Source organism: Enterococcus sp. AZ071, from assembly GCF_050499065.1.
Classification (GTDB): Bacteria; Bacillota; Bacilli; order Lactobacillales; family Enterococcaceae; genus Enterococcus_A; species Enterococcus_A ferrettii.
In genome coordinates this window covers 1649275-1668692 of sequence record NZ_JBIPAS010000001.1, presented here as the reverse complement: position 1 = coordinate 1668692, position 19418 = coordinate 1649275, and the positions used below count along the sequence as shown (strand labels likewise).

The window sequence follows — 19418 nt, the reverse complement described above, 5'->3', positions numbered from 1 at the left end:
AGAAAGAAAACGATCACCTTGCGGAAACAGAGCGGATTTTCGACACTAAAAAAGACTGTCTTAAATTAAGCTCTCAATCAATAAAACAAACACAAAAAAAGCCAAGCTCAAAGGTTAAGCTTTGGCTTGGTAAAATTAATGGTTTTCATCAGGTGCTTGTCCATCATGAGCGGGCCACTGACACTCCAGCATTTGTAACTGAGTAAAACTTGCTTTGAATGAAGAATTCTCTGGGCTGCAAGCATAGATACCAAACCGAATGTCATCCTTCGCTTCCCGTAAATGACAAATCCTAATTTGTTGAAAATGGATGCCGTCTTGAGAACATTCAATACAAAAATCGCTGTCTCGCCGACTTAAGCGATACCACATAGATTTGATTGAGGCATCAATTGAAGTAGTTGCCCAATCAGAATAGCCCTGATTCGTTACGACACTTCCTAAACGCTGAAACTCTTCATTTTCATACTCAATCGATCCCTTCAACCAATTCTCACTGTCCAAATAGACCACCACACCACATTGATCAAAACGGTGCTGGCTATCAAAAATTGTTTTGACAACAAAAGAGAAATAGTTCTCCTGCGTAGCCATTTGCAGAATCGGGGCGCTGTCATTTCTGAAATGATAATAGGTTCTTTGCCATAAATCGGTATGAGGATCAGTAATAATGTCAATTTTGTTTTCCTGAATTGAAAAATTTACAGGTTTTCGCGTCCAAATTAGTTTATCTAAAGAAAATTCCATCAAGTTTCCCCCTAATGCCTGCCACTTTTTCAGCAAGTTGCTTTATACTAAAGTATACCATGATTTAAAAGAATCCCTTGAGTTTGTTTAATGACTCCCTACGTTCAAGGAGTCATTCTTTTTTGCATGTGAAAAAATTTCAACATTAATGTGTAACTGAGTTGTGTTATACAACATAAAATACCTGTGCTATATTTTGATTAAGTTGATAAGCGCTTACAATTGGAGGAAATAAAATGGAGGGAATGAACACTCGACAAAAAAAGTTAATTAGTTTGCTGGTACAAAATGATGAGTATTTACCAGTGGCTCATTATGCCAAATTATTAGGCAAAACCAATCGCACCATTTATTCAGACTTAGAGAAAATTCAAGAGAATTTTTTAAATGAACAAACAAGAATTGATAAAAAGCCGCGAATAGGAATAAAGCTGGTAGGAGATGCGATAGATAAGATGCTGCTTTTAGAGGCATTTGATTATGCAGAAGAGGACGATTGCTCAGATTGCACACCAGGGGATCGTCAATTATTGATTGCTAAAATGCTGTTAGTGGATGAGATCGTCGTTACGCAGCAGAAGCTGTCGGAACATTTCCATATTAGTGCCAGCTCAATCGCAAGTGACTTGGAAAAAATTAACGAAACCTATGCTGTCTCGTTAGTTGCTTCTAAAAGAGGCACTTGGATTACTGGCAGTGAAGAGGATCGTCAAAGAAGTCTGTTTCGCTTTTGTGAGAATTGGCTAGTTTATAAAGGTGTAGATAATGAGCAGCTTTTTTTGGACAAAGGCCAGCATGAGCTTCAAATGATTTTTGGCAAAGCAATTGTAGCAGTCGTCTTTCAGCAACTCCAGGCACTAAAGCAAAATCCAACGGTTTTCTTGCCTGAGCAGTATGAAAAATCATTGACTATGGGCTTGATAATTTTCTTGTCTCGACTGCAAAAGGGTCAGCATGTGGAAGAAGACAAATTTTTATTTGATCAAATCAAAATGATTGATACGTATTTTTTAGCCAGTGAGTTGCTGGAGGAAACCACAAAGGCCCTAGCACTCAGCTATTTGGAAGAGGATGTAGCTTACGTCAATCGCCAATTTGTAGGCTATGGAGTAAAAATTTATTCCAATCAGCCGCAATCACTTGAGGAAATGACACCGATTATTGACAAGGTATTAAGCAATATGAGTGAAATTATGCAGGTGGATTTTTCACAGGATGAGGAGCTGCGCAGCCGCTTTATCAATCATTTCATTCCTATGATCTATCGTTTGAAGTTGGGAATTGAGATTACAAATCCATTAGTTGATGAAATAAAGAATCAATATTCAATTATTTTCAGTTCGACCTGGTACGCGTTGGCAAATGTTGAACATGAATTAGCAGTTCAGTTTAACGATGAAGAAGTTGCTTTCTTGGCTATGTATTTCCAAGTGTCCTTAGAAAAAAGCCACAACGGCAAGAAAATATTGATCGTTTGTCCAACAGGGATTGGAACCTCTGAGCTGATTTACAATAAAATTAAACGGATTTTGCCAGCTCAGGATATTGCTGAGGTAACGACTGTAGATAAGCTGTATAAAAAGAATTTAGACAACGTGGATTTAATCATTTCGTCAATCCATTTACCAACAATTGATAAGCCAACAATTAAGGTTTCAACATTGATTACCCAAGAGGATATCAAAAATATTACGTCTCTATATTCTGATTTCTTCTATCAAGAGGAGGATACTGCCAGCGAGCAGACGACCTTCGAGTCATTAAAGCAAGTCATTGATCCTGCCTTTATTGTGACGGGAAAAGCAATTGAGACAAAGAGTGATTGTTTAAACTACCTGATTGATCAACTGGAAAAAGCCAAGATTGTTAATCAGGATTTTCGTCAAGAAGTCTTTGAACGGGAGCAGTTGGGTGAGACAGCGCTAGAAACAGGAGTCGCGATTCCTCACGCATCACCGCAAAATGTTTTGCAGACTAAAGTATTTATTCTGACCTTAGAAAAGCCGATTGTCTGGGATCAGCGGAAAGTCAGCTATGTGTTATTGATGTGTGTTGCCAAACGTGACCGCAGTTTAGTAAGAGGCATTATTACCGACATCCATAAAATTGTCCGTTCAACGAACAACATCCGCCATTTTTTCTTAGGAAAGAATGCGCAGGAAATATATCAGGAAATCAGCAGGGGGTAGAAATAAGATGGAAGTTATTACGAATGAACTGGTTGATTTGTCAACCGTTGGAACAAATAGTCAGGAAATCATCGAAACATTAGCCAAAAAAATCGAGGCGGCTGATCGTATCACTAACTTTGACGGTTATTTGCAAAGTGTACTGGATCGTGAAGCATTAACCTCGACAGCCATTGGATTTGGAATTGCCATCCCTCATGGGAAGAGTCCTCACGTGAAGGAATGTACCGTAGCCTTTGGTCGTTTAGCACAACCGGTGGACTGGAACAGCCTAGATGGCAAAGACGTAGAAATGGCGTTCTTATTAGCTGTACCAGAGGAATGTGCTGGCGATGAGCATTTAAAAATTATTGCTGGACTATCTCGCAAATTAGTTCATGAGGATTTTCGTGAAATGCTGAAAACATCTGCCAGTGAAGAAGAAATTGTTCAAGTCATTAACGACAGTCTAACCGCTGTATTAAATTAACTAAAAAAGGGGAAAATAAAATGAAATTAGTTGCTGTAACCGCATGTCCATCAGGAGTAGCACACACTTATTTAGCAGCCGAAAGCTTAGAGGTTGCTGCAAAGAAGCATGGAGTCGATATTCATGTGGAGACACAAGGATCAATTGGGATTGAAAATGAACTGACCATGGATCAGATTACTGCGGCCGATGCGGTGATTTTAACCAATAATATTGGTATAAAAAATGAAGAACGTTTCAAAGGTAAACCAGTCGTTCGGGTAAGTGCCGGAGATTGCATCAACAAAGGTGAAGCAATCGTCAAGAAATTACAGCAAAAATTAGGCTAGGAGGAACCGAAATGGTCAACTTATTAAAGGATACAAGAAAGAACTTAATGACTGGTGTATCTTATATGATTCCCTTTGTAGTAGCTGGCGGTATTTTACTGGCATTAAGTGTTCTTTTTTCAGGAAGTGCTGCTGTTCCAGAGGAGGGTATGCTGGCTGATATTGCAAACATTGGAATTACTGGTCTAGGGATGATGGTACCAATCCTTTCAGGCTATATTGCTTTTTCAATGGTGGATCGTCCAGGGTTAGCACCAGGGATTATTGGTGGATTAATTGCCAGCAATATTGGTGCCGGCTTTTTAGGCGGAATTTTATCAGGGCTATTGGCAGGGATTGTTGTTTATTATTTGAAACAAATTAAATTGCCTTCCAGTTTGAGGTCGTTAGGACCGATTTTCATCATCCCGTTACTAGGAACTACCATTGTGGGTTGCTTAATGTACTGGGTGATTGGACAACCAATTGCTTCTTTAATGACTGGTTTAACGGCCTGGTTGGAGTCAATGGGAACGACCAACCTGATGCTTCTAGGATTAGTGCTAGGGGCAATGATCGCTTCAGACATGGGTGGACCGATTAATAAAGTAGCCTTCGGTTTTGGTTCGGCTATGGTTGGAACAATTGATCCTATAACTGGAATGCCAAGTGCTACTGCTTTATCCATTATGGCTGGAATTGGAGCGGCGATCTGTATTCCACCATTAGCAATGGGTGTGGCTACCTTGATTGCTCCTAAGAAATTCACAATGGAAGAACGCAACTCTGGGAAAGCAGCAATTGTTATGGGCTTAGTCGGTATTTCTGAAGGGGCTATTCCTTTTGCAGCAGCTGATCCATTACGCTGTATTCCAGCTAACATGATCGGTAGCGCAATTGGCGCTGCGGTTGCCATGGTATTAGGTGCCGGAAATCCTGCGCCATGGGGCGGTTGGATTGTCGCACCTGTTGCTCAAAATCCGATCATGTATATTATTGGTACGTTAGTCGGGGTAGCGGTAACTGCAGGGATTGTGATTGTGTTGAAAAAACCAGTGGCTGCTTCTGATGGAACTGAATCAGTACTAGCAGCAGATGAAGATATTGATTTAGATATCGAAATTATGTAATCATTTTAGGCAAGGGATCTTTCAAATAAGATCTCTTGCCTTATTTTGTCTTGAAAAATTGAGAACATGCTATACTAAATGAAAAGAAATCATTTAGGAGGAATTTGGAATGGCAAAAATTTATCGTGGTACTGGAATTTTCGGCAAGGATGCAATTGGTGTATTTGATGACGGAAAGGTATATAAAGGCACGGGGCTTTTAGGAAAAAATTTGGTGGGGTCTTATAAAGATGGGAAAATCTATAGCGGCAGTGGCTTAATCGGTAAAGATCATATCGGTAAATTTAAGGATCATAAAATTTACAAAGGGACCGGAATTTTTGGCAAAGACGCTGTTGGAACGATTAAGGACGGGAAAATTTACAGCGGTACTGGACTTTTCGGTAAAGATGCGATTGGTGCTTACGAAGGCGATGATGAAGAAGGTGCAGCAGCGGCAGCATTATTGCTGTTGGCTGAAGAATTAGAAGATTAATTGGCATTAATCAGTACTTTTTACTTGCTGTGGTACGCGTTCCATCCGCTATACTTTGGGTATAACCAAAGGAGGAGATAGCGATGAACGCTTATGTAGAAGTGCATGATCAAACAGGAACAGATTACTATTATGCATCCTTGGAAATTAAGGGGCAGCGGTTGTCTGTCCAACGTCACCAAGGCTTGTATAAGGTGCGGGAAAAAGAATTAACCTTAACAGGAATACATGATTTAGCAGTTAATGGCAGTGAAGATCGGCAAATTAAGTTTAGTTATGGCAAAGATACCTTCATTTTTTTCGACTCAGGAAGTGATATCGTCCGCTATCTTTATCATCAGCTTCTCACTGCTTAAAAATTTTTCAGGAGAATTTTATGGCCAATATCCGGGACATCGCGAAAAAGACAGGCTATTCAGTCTCGACTATTTCACGAGTACTTAATAATCATCCTTACGTTGAGGAACAGAAACGACAAGAAATTCTGACAGTTATGGCGGAGTTGAACTATGTTCCCAATCATACTGCTCGTAATCTCAGCTATGGTAAAACAAAAAATATTGGAGTGATCGTGCCTTTTGTTAATCATCCTTACTATGATCAACTAGTGAAGGGAATTGCAGAGAAGGCCTTTGTCCAGCAATATAAAGTTACGTTGCTGCCAACAAATTATGATCCATCAGTCGAAAAGAATTATTTGAATGAACTAGCTGCTAAAAGCTTTGATGGAATGATTATTGCCTCAAAGTCCAACAGCTTAGAGGTAATTGCCGATTATCTGAAGTTTGGCAAAATTGTTTTATGTGAAGATGTTCAAATAGAGGGATTGAGCAGTGTATTTATCGATCGGAAAGGTTCCTTTAGAGAGTCACTGAACTATCTGAAAAACCAAGGTGTCGAAAAAATTGGCTTAACTTTAGGACGAACCGGTAAACGAAGTAATAATTCAAAGTTGGCAATGCAGCTATGTGAAGAGTTGTTTCCCAAGTTTGATCCTGAATTGATGCGCTGGGGTTGTCAAGAAGCCGAAGACGGGTTAGCAGTCGCTGACTTTTTTAGGCAGCATTGTGTCGAAGGAATCTTCAGTAATGGCGATGAAGTGGCAGCTGGGATTATTGAGGGCTATGGAAAAGAACAAGCGCCACTAATCGTGGGACAAGAGAATCTTTTTATCAGCCGGGTAATGAAATTTCCCACAATTGATCATCATTTGCCCGAATGTGGTCGAAAGGCATTTGAAGCACTGATCGCTGAAGAAACACAGCAGATAAAAATACCGTATACGTTCGTAAAGCATAACGAAAGGACTTAGCTGGCTGCCAAGTCCTTTTTTCGCGTCTAGTTATCACACTAAAATCAACTGAGCAAAAGCACTGATCATCCGCTCATAATCGTGGGGGATTCCTTTATTAGCAATGACAATATCTACCTCAGACCAAGGGGCTACCTGAACCAAAGAGGTGGTCTCAAATTTGCTGTTATCCAACAAAACTACTTTTTTAAATGATTTTCGCAGCATCATTCGCTTTGATTCTGCATCCACCAAAGAGGAGGTGCAAAAGCCTTTGCGATTTTTAACCCCGCTAGAGCCAAAAAAGCAAAGATCAAATTGAACATCGGGATACATTTCTTTGCCCGTATCATTGCGAAAGGCCATATCGCTGGCTGAATATTGTCCACCAAAGGAATGGATCATATGATGCCCATTGGCCAGCTGTAAAATAGCAGCCAAAGATCCAGTAAATAGTTGGCGTTGGTCGAAGGAAAGCATCTGCTTAGCTAATAGAGCAATGGTACTTCCTTGGTCCAAGCCAATTACTCGATCTTTTTCAGTAATCAGCTCGAGTGCCTTTGCTGCAATCCGTTCCTTTTCCCTTAAATTAACGGTTCGTAAGGAAACGGGGGCTAGCTCTTTTTCCTTAACTAGTACAGCTTTCCCATGTTGCTTTTGTAAGATTCCCTCTCCCTCTAAATAAGCGAGATCTTTGCGAATCGTTTCATCTGAAACATGAAAATAGTTGACTAGCTGGGCAACCTTAATCGCTTCTTCTTGGTACAACCATTCGGTTATTGCTTTTCGTCGTTGGGCAATCTCAGCCGCTTTCATCTGAATTCCTCCCTGCTCTCACTGATAACGTATCATTCTATTCCAAAAAACTCAAGAAAAAATTTGGGAAAAACAGAAGAAATCCAAGCTTTTTGACAAAATTCAATGAAATGCGTGGCTTTATTGCTTGTGTATTTCTATACTAAAGGAGAAGAGGAGATGATAGGAAATGGCGACTGGAATTATCGACAAAGAAAAGAACATTGCCAATGTAGTCACAAACGGGAACGACCGAATTCAACGCATGAAGGATAATCTATTTAAAGAAAAACGTCAAATCTCTTTAGAGCGGGCCTTGCTCTATACGGAGAGCTATCAACAGACAGAGGGAGAAACAACCATTATTCGCCGTGCGAAAGCAGTGGCTCATATTTTAGCGAAGACGTCTATTACCATTCGTGAAGGTGAGCTGCTGGTGGGAAATCGTACTGTTCGTCCTCGTTCAGGAATCGTTTCACCAGAAATGGATCCTTACTGGATTCTAAAAGAAATCGATACAATTGCTACCCGGCCTCAGGATCAGTTTGAATTTACTGAAGCTGACAAAATGGTTTATCGTCAAAAGCTTTATCCCTATTGGGAAGGCCGTTCCATGAAGGATTTTATTAATGGGCAACTAACTGACGAAGTTAAAATAGCGTTGAAGGATGAAGTCTTCAAACTAAATCAAACAGACAAAGGTCAAGGTCATATCATTATGGATTTTCCGGCTGTTCTGAGTAATGGAATAGGCTATTATATTGAAAGCCTAAAAGAGAAAACAGCTGAAGAACCTGACAATGCATTTTTTCAAGCTGGCTTGATCATTTTCCAAGGAATGCAGGAGCATTTCCTGCGTTATGCTGACTTAGCAGAAGAAATGAGTCAACTAGAGAGTGACCGTACTCGTCAAGAGGAATTAACAAGAATTGCAGCGATGTGCCGAAAGCTAAGTGTTGAAAAGCCTGATTCCTTTTATGAAGCCCTGCAGTTATTATGGATGACCAGTATTGTCGGACAATATGAATCAAATGCGTCCTCCTTGTCATTAGGACGGATGGATCAATACATGTATCCTTACTATCAAGCTTCTCTAAATGACGGAATTTCTGAAGCGTTCTTGTATGAAGTTCTGGGAGATTTTTATATTAAAACAAATGATGTTGTGCTCCTGCGCAGCGAAAGCAGTGCTAAATGCTTTGCTGGGTTTCCAACCGGATATACAGTTGTTTTAGGTGGGTTAGATGAGTATGGGCACACTTCGGTAAATCCATTGTCTTATATTATGCTGGATTTATATCATGAGGTTCTTTTGCCACAGCCGAATCTTTCCGTTCGCATGAATGAATTAATTCCTCGACGGTTCTTATTGAAAACCTGCGAAACAATCCGATTAGGTACTGGAATCCCTCAGCTTTTCAATGATGAGGTTTGCGTGCCGGCCTTCTTGAGTAAAGGCGTTTCTTTGGATGATGCTCGTGATTATGCAACAGTAGGCTGTGTTGAAACCTCAATTCCTGGAAGAACCTATGGCTTGCATGATATTGCTTTGTTCAACTTATTACGCATCATGGAATTGAGTATGTACGAGCTGAAGGATAAAAGTGATGTAACCTACGATGAGCTTTTCGAAACTATCAAAGCTAAAATTGCTTACTATGTAGAGCTGGTAGCCAAGGGATCGGACATTGTTGATTTAGGTCACAGACAGTATGCACCCACGCCCTTTCTCTCAGTTTTAATTCAAGACTGTATAGAAAAAGGCAAGGATGTGACCGAAGGCGGAGCAAGGTACAACTTCTCTGGTGTCCAAGGAATTGGTGAAGCGAACCTGAGTGATTCCTTGTATGTCATTAAAAAGATGGTTTTTGAAAACCATGAAATGAGTTTCTCTGAATTGGTAGAGGCGATGGCAGCAAATTACACGGGTGAATACGAAGCGCTGCAAAAGCATGTTATCCAAGATTTCGAAAAGTATGGCAACGATGATGATGAAATTGATCTGATTGCTGCTCGCTTATTTAGATATTATGCCAAAGAACTGGAAAAATATACTAATGTTCGCGGTGGACAGTTTATTGCTGGAGCTTATACCGTTTCTGCCCATATTCCATTAGGAGAAGCAGTTGGTGCAACACCAGATGGACGGAAAGCTCAAGAACAATTGGCGGATGGCGGCTTGTCACCAATGGTAGGCCGAGACCACTTAGGACCAACAGCCGTTTTAAAATCAGTCAGCAAATTGGATAACTATTTAACGGTAAATGGCAGCTTGCTTAATTTGAAATTTCAACCAAATACGCTAAAAGGACAGCAAGGCTTAAATAAATTTGCCGATTTTCTAATGGCTTATACAAAACTAAAAATTCAACACGTTCAATTTAACGTTCAATCAAAAGCGACCTTGTTAGATGCTCAAAAGCATCCAGAAAAATACACGGGTTTGCTAGTTCGGGTGGCGGGTTACAGTGCCTTCTTTGTTGATTTGAATAAACAAATTCAAGACGACATCATTGCTCGTGTTGAACATGAATTGTAGAATAGAGGAATATCCATGTCCAAAGGATTAGTATTTAATATCCAACGCTATTCCGTACACGATGGTGGTGGAATTCGGACCATTATCTTTTTGAAAGGCTGTCCACTAAAATGTCCCTGGTGCTCCAATCCAGAATCAAGAAAAGCAGTCGCTCCAACGACTTGGACCAAAAACGGTAAGATAGAAACTGTTGGAAGTTGGCGCACAACCGATGAGTTAGTGGACGAAGTGATGAAGGATGAAATATTTTACCGAACCTCTGGTGGAGGAGTAACACTTTCTGGAGGTGAAGTATTAATGCAGGCTGACTTTGCCGCGGATTTGTTATCAGAATTTAATTATTTAGGTGTACACACTGCAATTGAAACAACGGGCTGTTTTCCTTTGAGGGAGATTAAAAAGTTAACACCTTATTTGCAGCAGGTCCTATTTGATTTGAAAATAATGGATGCAAAGTCAAGTAAACGAGTGATAGGTTCTGAGATTAAAATGGTCAAAGAAAATTTTGAGTTTCTCTTAAGTCAGGATCACTTAGAAGTGATTCCACGTATCCCCTTAATCCCCGGATACACAACAGAACCTGAAAATATTTCAGCCTTGATCAAGTATTTGCAAAATCTGGAGGTAAAAGAAGTTCATTTGCTTCCCTTTCATCAATATGGCAGCAGCAAGTATGATTATTTAGGTTGGGAATATACTATGAAGGACACAAATACGTTAACCCAGACTGAGATAAATGAAATAAAGAACGAATTTGAAGATGCAGGTATCTATACAAATGTTGATGGCTTAGAATAAGTAGGGACTGTCAGGAAACTGGCAGTCTTTTTATTGATTTTTTCCAAAGGCGATTGCTTTCATTTTTTTAATCGGTTATAGTATGAAGCGAGACTTTACCAGGCCGGCCCCTATTTGTGAAAAGAAGCACGGCTAAGACACAAGAAATAGGAGATAAGAGTTTGAAACCATCAATTTATGAATTAAGAAAAGAAGCCTTGATTGATTGGCTGATTGAGCATGGAGAAAAGAAATTTAGAGCAACGCAAATTTGGGAATGGTTGTATCAAAAACGGGTAACCAGCTTTGAACAAATGAGCAACCTTTCGAAGAAAACAATTGATCTATTGGATGAAAATTTCTGCATCAATCCGTTAAAGCAGATGGTAGTGCAAGAATCAAACGATGGAACTGTTAAATACTTATTTGAATTGCCAGATAAAAATATGATTGAAACGGTCTTGATGCGGCAAGAATATGGCTTGTCCGTTTGTGTGACTACCCAAGTAGGCTGCAATATTGGGTGTACATTCTGTGCGTCAGGTCTGTTAAAAAAACAAAGAGATCTAACCGCTGGTGAAATTGTGGCCCAAATCATGCTAGTACAACACTACTTTGATGAACGAGGTGAAGATGAACGAGTATCTCATGTTGTTGTAATGGGAATCGGGGAACCTTTTGACAACTACGAGAATGTAATGGACTTTATTTACGTGATCAATGATGCCAAAGGTTTAGCTATCGGTGCTCGTCATATTACGGTATCGACAAGTGGTTTAGTACCTAAAATCAAGAAGTTCGCCGAAAACGGACTGCAAGTTAATTTGGCCATTTCATTGCATGCTTCAAACAATGAAGTTCGTTCTTCGATCATGCGAATTAATCGCAGCTTCCCCATTGAAAAATTAATGGAAGCTGTTGATTACTATCTGGAATCAACCAATCGTCGAATTACTTTTGAGTATATTATGCTTGCGAACGTTAATGATCGTCCAGAGCATGCCAAACAATTGGCTGAACTTTTAAAAGACAAAAAAAAGCTGACATACGTTAATCTGATTCCTTATAATCCGGTGAGTGAACATGATCAATATTCTCGTAGTTCAAAAGCAGACGTTTTACGCTTCTATGATGTGTTGAAGAAAAATGGTGTCAATTGTGTCATCCGTAAAGAACACGGTACTGATATTGATGCAGCCTGCGGTCAATTACGCAGCAAACAAATGAAAAAAACGGTTACGAATTAATCAAAGAATCCTTTCACTTACAGGTGAGAGGATTTTTTACGTTTAAGGAAATAAGGGATCAGTGGATTTATCGTCATCGAAAAAAGTCCAATGATAGGCGCCGAAGACTGAAAAAAGTAGCGCAGCAATAATCAATAACCACGTGTAATCATCAGAAAAAAGTGCACCCCCAAAGGCCACCGATGACAGACTTTGGCTAATTCGAAACCAGGTTTTGTGCTTTCTTAACTGCGCCAACTCTTTAGCATCAGTAATCAGTTTTTCTTTCATGATAGAATCCTCCTTTACGAGTTCATCTAAAGTTACTTCATAAAATTCACTTAATGCAATTAACTTTTCGATATCTGGATAAGTCTTTCCTAATTCCCAATTCGAAATCGTTTGACGAGAGACATACATTTTTTGAGCAATTTTCTCCTGTGAAACACCCATTAATTCTCTCCGCCCTTTTAATACTTTACCAACTCCCATAATTCTCACCTCACAATAATTATCCAAAATACCCCACTTAATTACTAGCAAAGAATGTTTGCATCGCAAAAAAATAGTGAATTGAAGAGGGAAAATTGCTACAATTAACAGAAAAGGTCGGAGGGTTCAGATGAACTATCAGGAGGATATTGAAACAGTTTTAAGTCATCGTTATGATCAGAAATGGGATTATTGGACGACAGAGGATCGCAGATTAACTAATGGTGGTGCATTTTCTTGCATTGCCTCCGCAAATTATTTATTGGAATTAGGTGTCTCACCAGAAAATCCAATTTTACAAACAGTTGGTGAGCTGATTTGGGAATCTTGGAAAGAACCGGGAGATTTCAAGCTGTATCCGAAGGGCCCCGTTTTTCCCTGCCAAACTATTCCAGCAGCAACCCTGCTGATTCGTTTAGGCTATTTGGAAGATCCTCGAATCAAGAAAACATTGACTCATTTAATGGAAACTCGCTACTCGGATGGTGGCTGGCGATGCAAGAAGTTCTATTTTGGCAAAGGGCCTGAAACCGAACACTCCAATTCTTTACCTACGTTAAATGCACTAAATCTATTTCGTCATACCGAATACTTTTCTGATGATCGCTTGAACCAGGCGATTGAGTTTCTTTTAAGTCATTGGGAAACGAAAGCCCCGATCGGACCCTGTCATTACGGGATTGGGACTTTATTCATGCAGGTAGAATATCCTTTAAGTGATTACAATATTTTTCATTATGTTTACGTATTATCCTTTTACGAATATGCGCGCAAAGATCATCGTTTCAAGGATGCTTTTGAAGCATTAAAAAAGCGCACGGTAGAGGATCAAATTGTGGTTGAACGAGTAAATCGTAAGCTGGTCAAACTGGAATTCTGCAAAAAAGGACAGGTGAGTGAACTGGCTACTAAAAAATATTTGGAAATCTTAGACCGAATGAGTGATTAATTGCGTACCTTTGAATAGATAAGGAGCGTGATAACATGAAACTGCATGAAATAAGAAAAGAATACGGACTAAACCAAACCACTTTTTATGGATGGCTGAGGGAGTTGGGGGCAATTAGAAAGGCCGATACAGGCTATGTAGTAGGGGATAATCATTTTGACGGGATGGAAAATTTGGTCACTCGTCGAGTAAATGAGAATGGAGAATTTATAGAACGAACCCAAGTAAAAATCGACAATCAAAAAATTCCTTATTTACTGGAAAAGTATAAGCAGTCTGGCTTGCCTAAGCTGTATTCTCCTACAAAAATGGCTGAAACGAGTGTCGGTTTAGAAGAACTATCCGCCTTGGAAACGCGAGTGGCCGTTTTGGAAAACCAGCTGTTTGTATTAACGCAGCAAATGCAGCTGCTGCTAAAGAAATAAACTCAGCCAGGCAAAGTTTTTGACACCGTTTTCTTTAGCGCGCATAGTAACGCGAAAGAGAGGATGATCAAAATGACAATGGTATTTGTGAATTTTCCAGTAACCGATTTGCCGCGTTCAATTCAGTTCTACGAAGCATTAGGCTTTAAGAAAAACGAAGAATTTTCAACTGAAGAGGCTAGTGCAGTAGTCTGGGACGACCATTTTTGGGTGATGCTGTTGACTCCTGATTTTTATCAAAAGTTTATCAAGGATCGTGAAATAGCTAATCCCAAAACTACCAGTGGCGTACTCGTGTCATTTAGTTTAGATAGTGCTGAAGCAGTCAAACAATTTGCAGAAAAGGCTAAAGAAAATGGTGGTGATTACTACCATATAGACATGGGGATTCCTGAAGATCAAATGTTTGGTTTGGAAGTAGAGGATCCGGATGGCAATATTTTAGAACCAAATTGGATGAATATTTAGCAAATAGCTAACCCTCAGTCTTAGGATTGGGGGTTCTTTTTTGGTCAAACCCTCCACTAAACCACCAATCTTTCTATTTCCCGTATACTATAGATCTATTTACCAAGGGGGATGATTGGATGAACGTAAAAGAAGAACAATATCTCAAAAGAGTCATAAAAAAGGTCAATGAAAAGGCCGACTCACTGGGGGAAACGATCGATTCCAATGAAGACCAGTACAAAAAGCTGAAGAGACATACCGTTGATTATAAGGCGGAGCTGGACAAATACGAGGTGTACAATTATCAACAGACGATGAATTTCATTGATCGCAGAAGTACACTGGAAACAGGCATCCTGCAAAAATTGAATTATCAAAAGAGCAGTCCGTATTTTGCTAAAGTAGGTTTTCAATATCAGCAAGAGCAGGAGGTTGAACCATTTTATATCGGTCGTTACGGTTTCGCAGATGATAGAGGGGAGCAACTGATTTACGATTGGCGGGCACCAATTGCCTCTTTATATTATGAATTTAACTTAGGACGGGGCTCTTATGAATCCTTTGGCAAGATATTCCAAGGCAACATTTTAGAGAAAAAGCAATTCGAAATACATGATGGAGAAATCCAGTTATTGGTGGACACAGAAGATACAGTCAATGACGAATTTCTACTACAGGAGTTAAGTCAATCCTCCACTCATGAAATGAAGACCATTATTCAGACTATTCAAAAAGAACAAAATGAAGTGATCCGCAATACTAAAACTAAGAATCTGATTATACAAGGAGTGGCCGGTTCAGGGAAAACAGCCATTGCACTGCATCGAATGGCTTTTCTGCTCTATCAAAAAAGAGCAAGCTTAACGGCCGAAGATATTTTGATTATATCGCCGAACCTAATTTTTTCCAGCTACATCAGCAATATTTTACCAGAATTGGGTGAAAATGATTTACAGCAGTTGGACATTACGACATTAGGGAAAAGCTTTATGGAAGGGACAGTTTCCGTTTCCAGCCGACAGACAGAATTAACCGAGATGATAGAACGCCCAAATTCTCAGCAAAGCAAAAGTTATCGATACCGTGACTCCTCAGAATTTTTTGAAAAATTAACAGCCTATCTTCAACAGTTAACACAACAGGTCGTTGCCGAAGACTTAGTACTAACACAAGAAAAGATCCTCTCCAAAGAAAATCTAGGCCGTTTTTTTGAAAATCCAAGACAACAGCCATTAGTTGTTTTGATTGAACAAGTCAGCAGAAGAATTGCAGAAGAAGAAAGGTTAGAAGACAGCAAGTCAGTCGCAGCTAAATTAAAGAAACGCATCGGATTTTCCAACAGTTTATCTGCTTATTTAAACTTTTTATCTACTTTACCGCAAGGGTGTCAGGGAGACAGTGATAAAAATCTTTTAGCAAGCAGCGATTTGTACCCGTATTTGTATTTCAAATTACGATTCGAGGGGATTAAGTCCAAGCAACAGATTAAACATTTAGTCATTGATGAAATGCAAGATTATTCCATGCTGCATTTTCGAGTTTTGCAGGCGCTTTTTCCGGGTGAAAAAACAATTTGTGGGGATATAAATCAAGCATTGACCAAGGATCAGAAACCATTTTTAGAAGAGCTCAGCGACTTGTTACCAGCCAACCAATTGGTAACGTTTGATAAAAGCTATCGCTCCAGTTATGAGATTGTTGAATTTGCCAAACAATTCGCTAATAACCCCGAGATGACAGCAGTAAAACGACACGGTAACCCCGTCGAAATGATACCGGTGGTTGATTTTCCGGATAAACTGATTAAACTAAAACAAAAATTAGTCGAATTTCAACAGAGTCGTTTTACGACTTGCGGAATTATCTGTCAAAGTTTACAAGAAGTTAAGCAGCTGCTTACCGAACTATCTATGCCACTAACGATTATCAACGAGAACACCAGCAAAGTTGAAGAAAGCATCGTACTAACAACAATTCAATATGCTAAAGGATTGGAGTTTGATACAGTAATTTTGCCTGATATAGAGATTGGACAGTTGAAACAAACGGATAATCGATTGTATACCAGCTGTACTCGAGCGCTTCATCAGCTGGTCATACTTACAAATTAGTCGTAAAAAACCCTGCCAGAATCCCATATAATTCTGGCAGGGTTATAAGTGCGTTACTATTTTTTCTCGCCGATTTCTTCTTTTAATCGATAAATTTTTGAAGGTCGGCCGATTCCTACTGGACGTTCACCAATCTCATCAAAATATTGCAGCATTGCCTTTTTGAAATTTGAGTGGTCAACGGTTTTAAAATCAATACCTAAAAATTTAGCAAATACTTTGCGCGCTTCAGTAATGGTAAATTCTTCGCCGAGTACTTGAAGAATCAATGGTTCGTGATCCATTTTATTCACTACACGATTGAAAGCTTTACGAATGATTTCGTTATGGTCAAAAGCAAGGGTATCTTTGCCAATTGACTTACCGGTTTCCAAATCAATCTCAATAGAGATATCGTCACTGGTTAAGGTAAGAGTGTCTTCCTGACGCTCCATGTTGAACCAACGGGCATCCTGCGTGTCATCACCAGCCTTGGGCGGTACTTGACCTAAGAAAGCAATGTAGCTAACCGTAATAACCCAGCCGCGAGGATCACGATTTGGTGTGCTGAAGGTGTGTAGCTGTTCCACGTTGCGACGACCAATCGTTAAGCCAGTCTCTTCTTTTGTTTCTCTGCGAACACTATCATTGGTTGATTCGTTGCTTTGTACAAAGCCTCCGGGCAGTGCCCATGAATTGCGGTAAGGATTGCCACGACGTTGAATCAAAAGAATCTTTAATTGATCTTCTTCTTTATTGTAGCCCATGACAACAATATCTACTGTTACTGAAGGTTTTTCATATTGGGGATGATCTTGCTGTTTGTACCAAGACAAAAATTCTGACTCGGAAGCTTCATGTTCATAATAATCCTTTTCTGCTTCTTTTGAAGGAAATTCTTTCATGACTATCCACCTTATCTTTTAAAAGTAATTGATACTATATTGTAGCATGAATAACGAAAAAAAGGGAACTCCATTTGGAATTCCCTTTAAGTGTTTAGTTAGATGCTTCAGTGCTGCTTTGTGCTGATTCTTCGGTAGAAGACTGGCTTGAAGCTTGATCAGATTCTTCAGTAGAAGCTTCTGATTTTTTGTCTGAAGATTTCTTAGAACCAGAAGTTCCAGTAGAGTCAGTTGTTCCTAAGAAGTCAGCCAAAATGTTGTCGAAGGCTTCATCCTTGATCTTCACGTTCGCTTTTTTCAATTCTTCACCGATAACTTCAGAAGTGAAGGTTTGATCTGCCATTTTAGTATTTTCAGCGATTTCATTTACTTCTTTTTCATATTTGCTCATGTCATTGCCCTTAGGAGTATTTTTCTCCATTTTTACAATGTAGTAAGCTGTTTGATAAGTAGAAGCGTCCATTGCTGAAACAACTGCAGATACTTCGCCGTCTTTCAAAGCAAATGCTGCTTCTTTTACTTCAGAAGGAACAGTGTCAGATTGTGAATCAAATTTGATTTTGCCACCGTCTTCTTTTGTCGCAGTATCTTGTGATTTTTCTTTTGCAATTTTAGCAAAGTCGCCGCCATCATCAAGTTGTTTCTTAATTTCGTTTGCGTCATCTTCACTACTTGCCAGAATAACTCGAGCTTCTACTTCAGGATGGAAAGATTCCCATGCAGCCTTTTTATCAGCATCAGTTAGTTTGATGTGGCTCTTGATTCCTTCTTGGAAAGCTAGAGACTGTTTCAGATATTCCTTGTAAGAAGATTTTGTATAGCCGGCAGATTGTAATTGGCTTTCAAAGCTGTCGCCTAATTGTTTTGCTTGCTTGTTGTATTCTTTGTCAATTTGCTTATCGGTAACTTTGTCTCCGTAGGCATTTTCAAAGACATCGTAGATAATCATGTTACGAACCAGTTGTTGATTTGTTTGTTCTTTCTTTGCTTCATTGTAAAAATCTTCTACGGTCAATTTACCGCCTTTCATTGTTGCGATTTCTTGACTGTTGCTACTTGAACAAGCACCTAAAACTAAGACGCTTAATAGTCCAGCAGTAGCTAAAACGATTTTTTTCTTCATGCTCAGTTACACTCCTGTATTCATTTATTTGCGTATTATTGCTCCTCAATCACTATACCATACTTAAATTTGTAAAATAAAGGCTTTTAAAGATAGTTTCTATAAAAATTCACAATAAAGGCATAAAAGAAAGGACGGAGCCGTAAAAATGCTCCCATCCTGTTGATTATTTAAATTTTTCTGGACGTTCTAGAATAAAGCGACCTTGTTTATTACCATTTGTTTGTAATTCTTCTGGTAAGTGGCTCTGAATGAGAGCTACTTGTTCTTGAATTTGTTGAATTCGAGGCTCAGCTTCGAATTTAAAATCCTCCAAGTCACTTTCTAATTCCGCCTTGAATTCTGGAACCAGCGTGTGAACAGTTGCTTTCAATTCCACCAAGGATTCACGAAAATCAGTCAAGCTGTCATTCAATTCGTCAGTTAATTGAACCACATCACGGACATCATTAACCAGTTTTTCACGCGTTTCTTCTCCTCTTCTTGGTGCAAGAAGAAGACCGCCGATGGTTCCGACACCTGCGCCAACTAAGAGTCCTTTGAAAAAGCCCATTTATTTCACCTGCTTCTTAATTGCTTCAGCAATTGCTTGCATTTCTTCTTTTGACTGTTTTTCTGAATGATCACCAAAGTGAATGGAGAAATCATCCTTTTTACTATAACGAGGAATTAAGTGTACATGTGAGTGAAAAACCGACTGATAAGCTAATTCTTTATTATTATTTAATATATTCAAGCCCTCCATTTCGGGGAAAGCTTTTTCTAAAGCTTTTGCGACCTTGGGAACTCGGGCAAATACTTCGCTGGCCAATGATTCATCATAGTCAAAGATATCGGCAACATGCTGTTTAGGGACAAGTAAAGTGTGACCCTTAGTTACTTGAGAAAGATCTAAAAAGGCATATACTTTATCGTCTTCATACACTTTATAGCTGGGAATTTCTTGGTTAATAATTTTACAGAAGATACAATTTTCCATAACAGACACCCTTTCTTTTTTTGCTTACTTTCACTTTACCATAACTTTTCTTAACTGTG

Annotated in this window: 21 protein-coding genes; 14 read left to right on the top strand and 7 right to left on the bottom strand. The window is 39.3% G+C overall.

Translation table 11 applies throughout. The annotated features are described in order from the left end of the window. Positions 1-135 precede the first annotated feature (135 nt). Positions 136-747 (bottom strand): DUF1349 domain-containing protein, encoded by a 612-nt coding sequence (locus IGI49_RS08215; RefSeq protein WP_429964108.1) that lies wholly within the window; start codon positions 745-747, stop codon positions 136-138. Between the two features lie 236 nt (positions 748-983). Between IGI49_RS08215 and IGI49_RS08210 the strand changes: the two genes are divergently transcribed. From IGI49_RS08210 to IGI49_RS08180, 7 genes are all read left to right on the top strand, one after another. Further along, entirely contained in the window at positions 984-2936 is a 1953-nt protein-coding gene (locus tag IGI49_RS08210; RefSeq protein ID WP_429964107.1) for a BglG family transcription antiterminator, read from the top strand. Positions 2937-2943: 7 nt separating this feature from the next. Next, the gene (locus tag IGI49_RS08205; RefSeq protein ID WP_207701133.1) at positions 2944-3405 is read left to right on the top strand and encodes a PTS sugar transporter subunit IIA; all 462 of its coding nucleotides are present in this window, start codon (positions 2944-2946) and stop codon (positions 3403-3405) included. 20 nt (positions 3406-3425) lie between these two features. Beyond that, complete coding sequence (locus tag IGI49_RS08200; RefSeq protein WP_207701134.1) at positions 3426-3734, top strand: PTS fructose-like transporter subunit IIB; 309 nt, start codon at positions 3426-3428, stop codon at positions 3732-3734. An 11-nt stretch (positions 3735-3745) separates the two neighbouring features. Next, positions 3746-4843 (top strand): PTS fructose transporter subunit EIIC, encoded by a 1098-nt coding sequence (locus IGI49_RS08195; protein ID WP_429964106.1) that lies wholly within the window; start codon positions 3746-3748, stop codon positions 4841-4843. Positions 4844-4952: 109 nt separating this feature from the next. Further along, positions 4953-5318: a hypothetical protein gene (locus IGI49_RS08190; protein ID WP_429964105.1), complete on the top strand. Its 366-nt coding sequence runs from the start codon at positions 4953-4955 to the stop codon at positions 5316-5318. Positions 5319-5401: 83 nt separating this feature from the next. Next, complete coding sequence (locus tag IGI49_RS08185; protein WP_429964104.1) at positions 5402-5674, top strand: hypothetical protein; 273 nt, start codon at positions 5402-5404, stop codon at positions 5672-5674. A gap of 20 nt (positions 5675-5694) precedes the next feature. After that, a complete protein-coding gene (locus IGI49_RS08180) occupies positions 5695-6630 on the top strand; it encodes a LacI family DNA-binding transcriptional regulator (protein ID WP_429964103.1) in 936 nt (311 codons plus the stop codon). A gap of 33 nt (positions 6631-6663) precedes the next feature. Here IGI49_RS08180 and IGI49_RS08175 read toward each other — a convergent pair whose 3' ends face one another. Further along, complete coding sequence (locus tag IGI49_RS08175) at positions 6664-7425, bottom strand: DeoR/GlpR family DNA-binding transcription regulator (RefSeq protein WP_207701139.1); 762 nt, start codon at positions 7423-7425, stop codon at positions 6664-6666. Positions 7426-7594: 169 nt separating this feature from the next. On the opposite strand from IGI49_RS08175, the gene IGI49_RS08170 reads away from it, so the two are divergent. From IGI49_RS08170 to rlmN, 3 genes are all read left to right on the top strand, one after another. Continuing rightward, positions 7595-9943, top strand: coding sequence for a formate C-acetyltransferase (locus IGI49_RS08170; protein WP_429964102.1), 2349 nt, complete (start codon positions 7595-7597; stop codon positions 9941-9943). A 15-nt stretch (positions 9944-9958) separates the two neighbouring features. Further along, the gene (locus tag IGI49_RS08165) at positions 9959-10741 is read left to right on the top strand and encodes a glycyl-radical enzyme activating protein (RefSeq protein ID WP_429964101.1); all 783 of its coding nucleotides are present in this window, start codon (positions 9959-9961) and stop codon (positions 10739-10741) included. A 161-nt stretch (positions 10742-10902) separates the two neighbouring features. Beyond that, positions 10903-11967, top strand: coding sequence for a 23S rRNA (adenine(2503)-C(2))-methyltransferase RlmN (gene rlmN / locus IGI49_RS08160; RefSeq protein WP_207701142.1), 1065 nt, complete (start codon positions 10903-10905; stop codon positions 11965-11967). A 42-nt stretch (positions 11968-12009) separates the two neighbouring features. Here the strand turns inward: rlmN and IGI49_RS08155 are convergent, their stop codons facing one another. Then, on the bottom strand, positions 12010-12438 hold the full coding sequence (locus IGI49_RS08155; RefSeq protein ID WP_429964100.1) for a helix-turn-helix domain-containing protein: 429 nt from the start codon (positions 12436-12438) through the stop codon (positions 12010-12012). Between the two features lie 130 nt (positions 12439-12568). Between IGI49_RS08155 and IGI49_RS08150 the strand changes: the two genes are divergently transcribed. From IGI49_RS08150 to IGI49_RS08135, 4 genes are all read left to right on the top strand, one after another. Continuing rightward, positions 12569-13387 (top strand): prenyltransferase, encoded by an 819-nt coding sequence (locus IGI49_RS08150; protein ID WP_429964099.1) that lies wholly within the window; start codon positions 12569-12571, stop codon positions 13385-13387. A gap of 35 nt (positions 13388-13422) precedes the next feature. Then, a complete protein-coding gene (locus tag IGI49_RS08145) occupies positions 13423-13812 on the top strand; it encodes a hypothetical protein (RefSeq protein ID WP_207701145.1) in 390 nt (129 codons plus the stop codon). A gap of 72 nt (positions 13813-13884) precedes the next feature. After that, the gene (locus tag IGI49_RS08140; protein WP_429964098.1) at positions 13885-14280 is read left to right on the top strand and encodes a VOC family protein; all 396 of its coding nucleotides are present in this window, start codon (positions 13885-13887) and stop codon (positions 14278-14280) included. A 119-nt stretch (positions 14281-14399) separates the two neighbouring features. After that, the gene (locus tag IGI49_RS08135; protein WP_429964097.1) at positions 14400-16373 is read left to right on the top strand and encodes a HelD family protein; all 1974 of its coding nucleotides are present in this window, start codon (positions 14400-14402) and stop codon (positions 16371-16373) included. Between the two features lie 56 nt (positions 16374-16429). Here IGI49_RS08135 and IGI49_RS08130 read toward each other — a convergent pair whose 3' ends face one another. The 4 genes from IGI49_RS08130 to IGI49_RS08115 all read right to left on the bottom strand — a co-directional run bounded on the left by IGI49_RS08130 (position 16430) and on the right by IGI49_RS08115 (position 19368). Then, positions 16430-17257 (bottom strand): NUDIX hydrolase, encoded by an 828-nt coding sequence (locus IGI49_RS08130; protein ID WP_207701148.1) that lies wholly within the window; start codon positions 17255-17257, stop codon positions 16430-16432. A 94-nt stretch (positions 17258-17351) separates the two neighbouring features. Further along, a complete protein-coding gene (locus IGI49_RS08125) occupies positions 17352-18380 on the bottom strand; it encodes a peptidylprolyl isomerase (RefSeq protein WP_429964096.1) in 1029 nt (342 codons plus the stop codon). A 166-nt stretch (positions 18381-18546) separates the two neighbouring features. Further along, positions 18547-18933: a YtxH domain-containing protein gene (locus IGI49_RS08120; RefSeq protein WP_207701150.1), complete on the bottom strand. Its 387-nt coding sequence runs from the start codon at positions 18931-18933 to the stop codon at positions 18547-18549. Next, positions 18934-19368: an HIT family protein gene (locus IGI49_RS08115; protein ID WP_429964095.1), complete on the bottom strand. Its 435-nt coding sequence runs from the start codon at positions 19366-19368 to the stop codon at positions 18934-18936. It abuts the gene before it with no gap. Positions 19369-19418: the final 50 nt, after the last annotated feature.

What these genes read in the sequence shown, in the direction of transcription:
- IGI49_RS08125 (WP_429964096.1), bottom strand. Translation starts at nt 18,380, where the DNA reads ATGAAGAAAAAAATCGTTTTAGCTACTGCTGGACTATTAAGCGTCTTA.
- IGI49_RS08145 (WP_207701145.1), top strand. Translation starts at nt 13,423, where the DNA reads ATGAAACTGCATGAAATAAGAAAAGAATACGGACTAAACCAAACCACT.
- IGI49_RS08135 (WP_429964097.1), top strand. Translation starts at nt 14,400, where the DNA reads ATGAACGTAAAAGAAGAACAATATCTCAAAAGAGTCATAAAAAAGGTC.
- IGI49_RS08130 (WP_207701148.1), bottom strand. Translation starts at nt 17,257, where the DNA reads ATGAAAGAATTTCCTTCAAAAGAAGCAGAAAAGGATTATTATGAACAT.
- IGI49_RS08190 (WP_429964105.1), top strand. Translation starts at nt 4,953, where the DNA reads ATGGCAAAAATTTATCGTGGTACTGGAATTTTCGGCAAGGATGCAATT.
- IGI49_RS08120 (WP_207701150.1), bottom strand. Translation starts at nt 18,933, where the DNA reads ATGGGCTTTTTCAAAGGACTCTTAGTTGGCGCAGGTGTCGGAACCATC.
- IGI49_RS08200 (WP_207701134.1), top strand. Translation starts at nt 3,426, where the DNA reads ATGAAATTAGTTGCTGTAACCGCATGTCCATCAGGAGTAGCACACACT.
- IGI49_RS08215 (WP_429964108.1), bottom strand. Translation starts at nt 747, where the DNA reads ATGGAATTTTCTTTAGATAAACTAATTTGGACGCGAAAACCTGTAAAT.
- IGI49_RS08150 (WP_429964099.1), top strand. Translation starts at nt 12,569, where the DNA reads ATGAACTATCAGGAGGATATTGAAACAGTTTTAAGTCATCGTTATGAT.
- IGI49_RS08185 (WP_429964104.1), top strand. Translation starts at nt 5,402, where the DNA reads ATGAACGCTTATGTAGAAGTGCATGATCAAACAGGAACAGATTACTAT.
- IGI49_RS08140 (WP_429964098.1), top strand. Translation starts at nt 13,885, where the DNA reads ATGACAATGGTATTTGTGAATTTTCCAGTAACCGATTTGCCGCGTTCA.
- IGI49_RS08155 (WP_429964100.1), bottom strand. Translation starts at nt 12,438, where the DNA reads ATGGGAGTTGGTAAAGTATTAAAAGGGCGGAGAGAATTAATGGGTGTT.
- IGI49_RS08180 (WP_429964103.1), top strand. Translation starts at nt 5,695, where the DNA reads ATGGCCAATATCCGGGACATCGCGAAAAAGACAGGCTATTCAGTCTCG.
- IGI49_RS08165 (WP_429964101.1), top strand. Translation starts at nt 9,959, where the DNA reads ATGTCCAAAGGATTAGTATTTAATATCCAACGCTATTCCGTACACGAT.
- IGI49_RS08195 (WP_429964106.1), top strand. Translation starts at nt 3,746, where the DNA reads ATGGTCAACTTATTAAAGGATACAAGAAAGAACTTAATGACTGGTGTA.
- IGI49_RS08170 (WP_429964102.1), top strand. Translation starts at nt 7,595, where the DNA reads ATGGCGACTGGAATTATCGACAAAGAAAAGAACATTGCCAATGTAGTC.
- IGI49_RS08205 (WP_207701133.1), top strand. Translation starts at nt 2,944, where the DNA reads ATGGAAGTTATTACGAATGAACTGGTTGATTTGTCAACCGTTGGAACA.
- IGI49_RS08175 (WP_207701139.1), bottom strand. Translation starts at nt 7,425, where the DNA reads ATGAAAGCGGCTGAGATTGCCCAACGACGAAAAGCAATAACCGAATGG.
- IGI49_RS08210 (WP_429964107.1), top strand. Translation starts at nt 984, where the DNA reads ATGGAGGGAATGAACACTCGACAAAAAAAGTTAATTAGTTTGCTGGTA.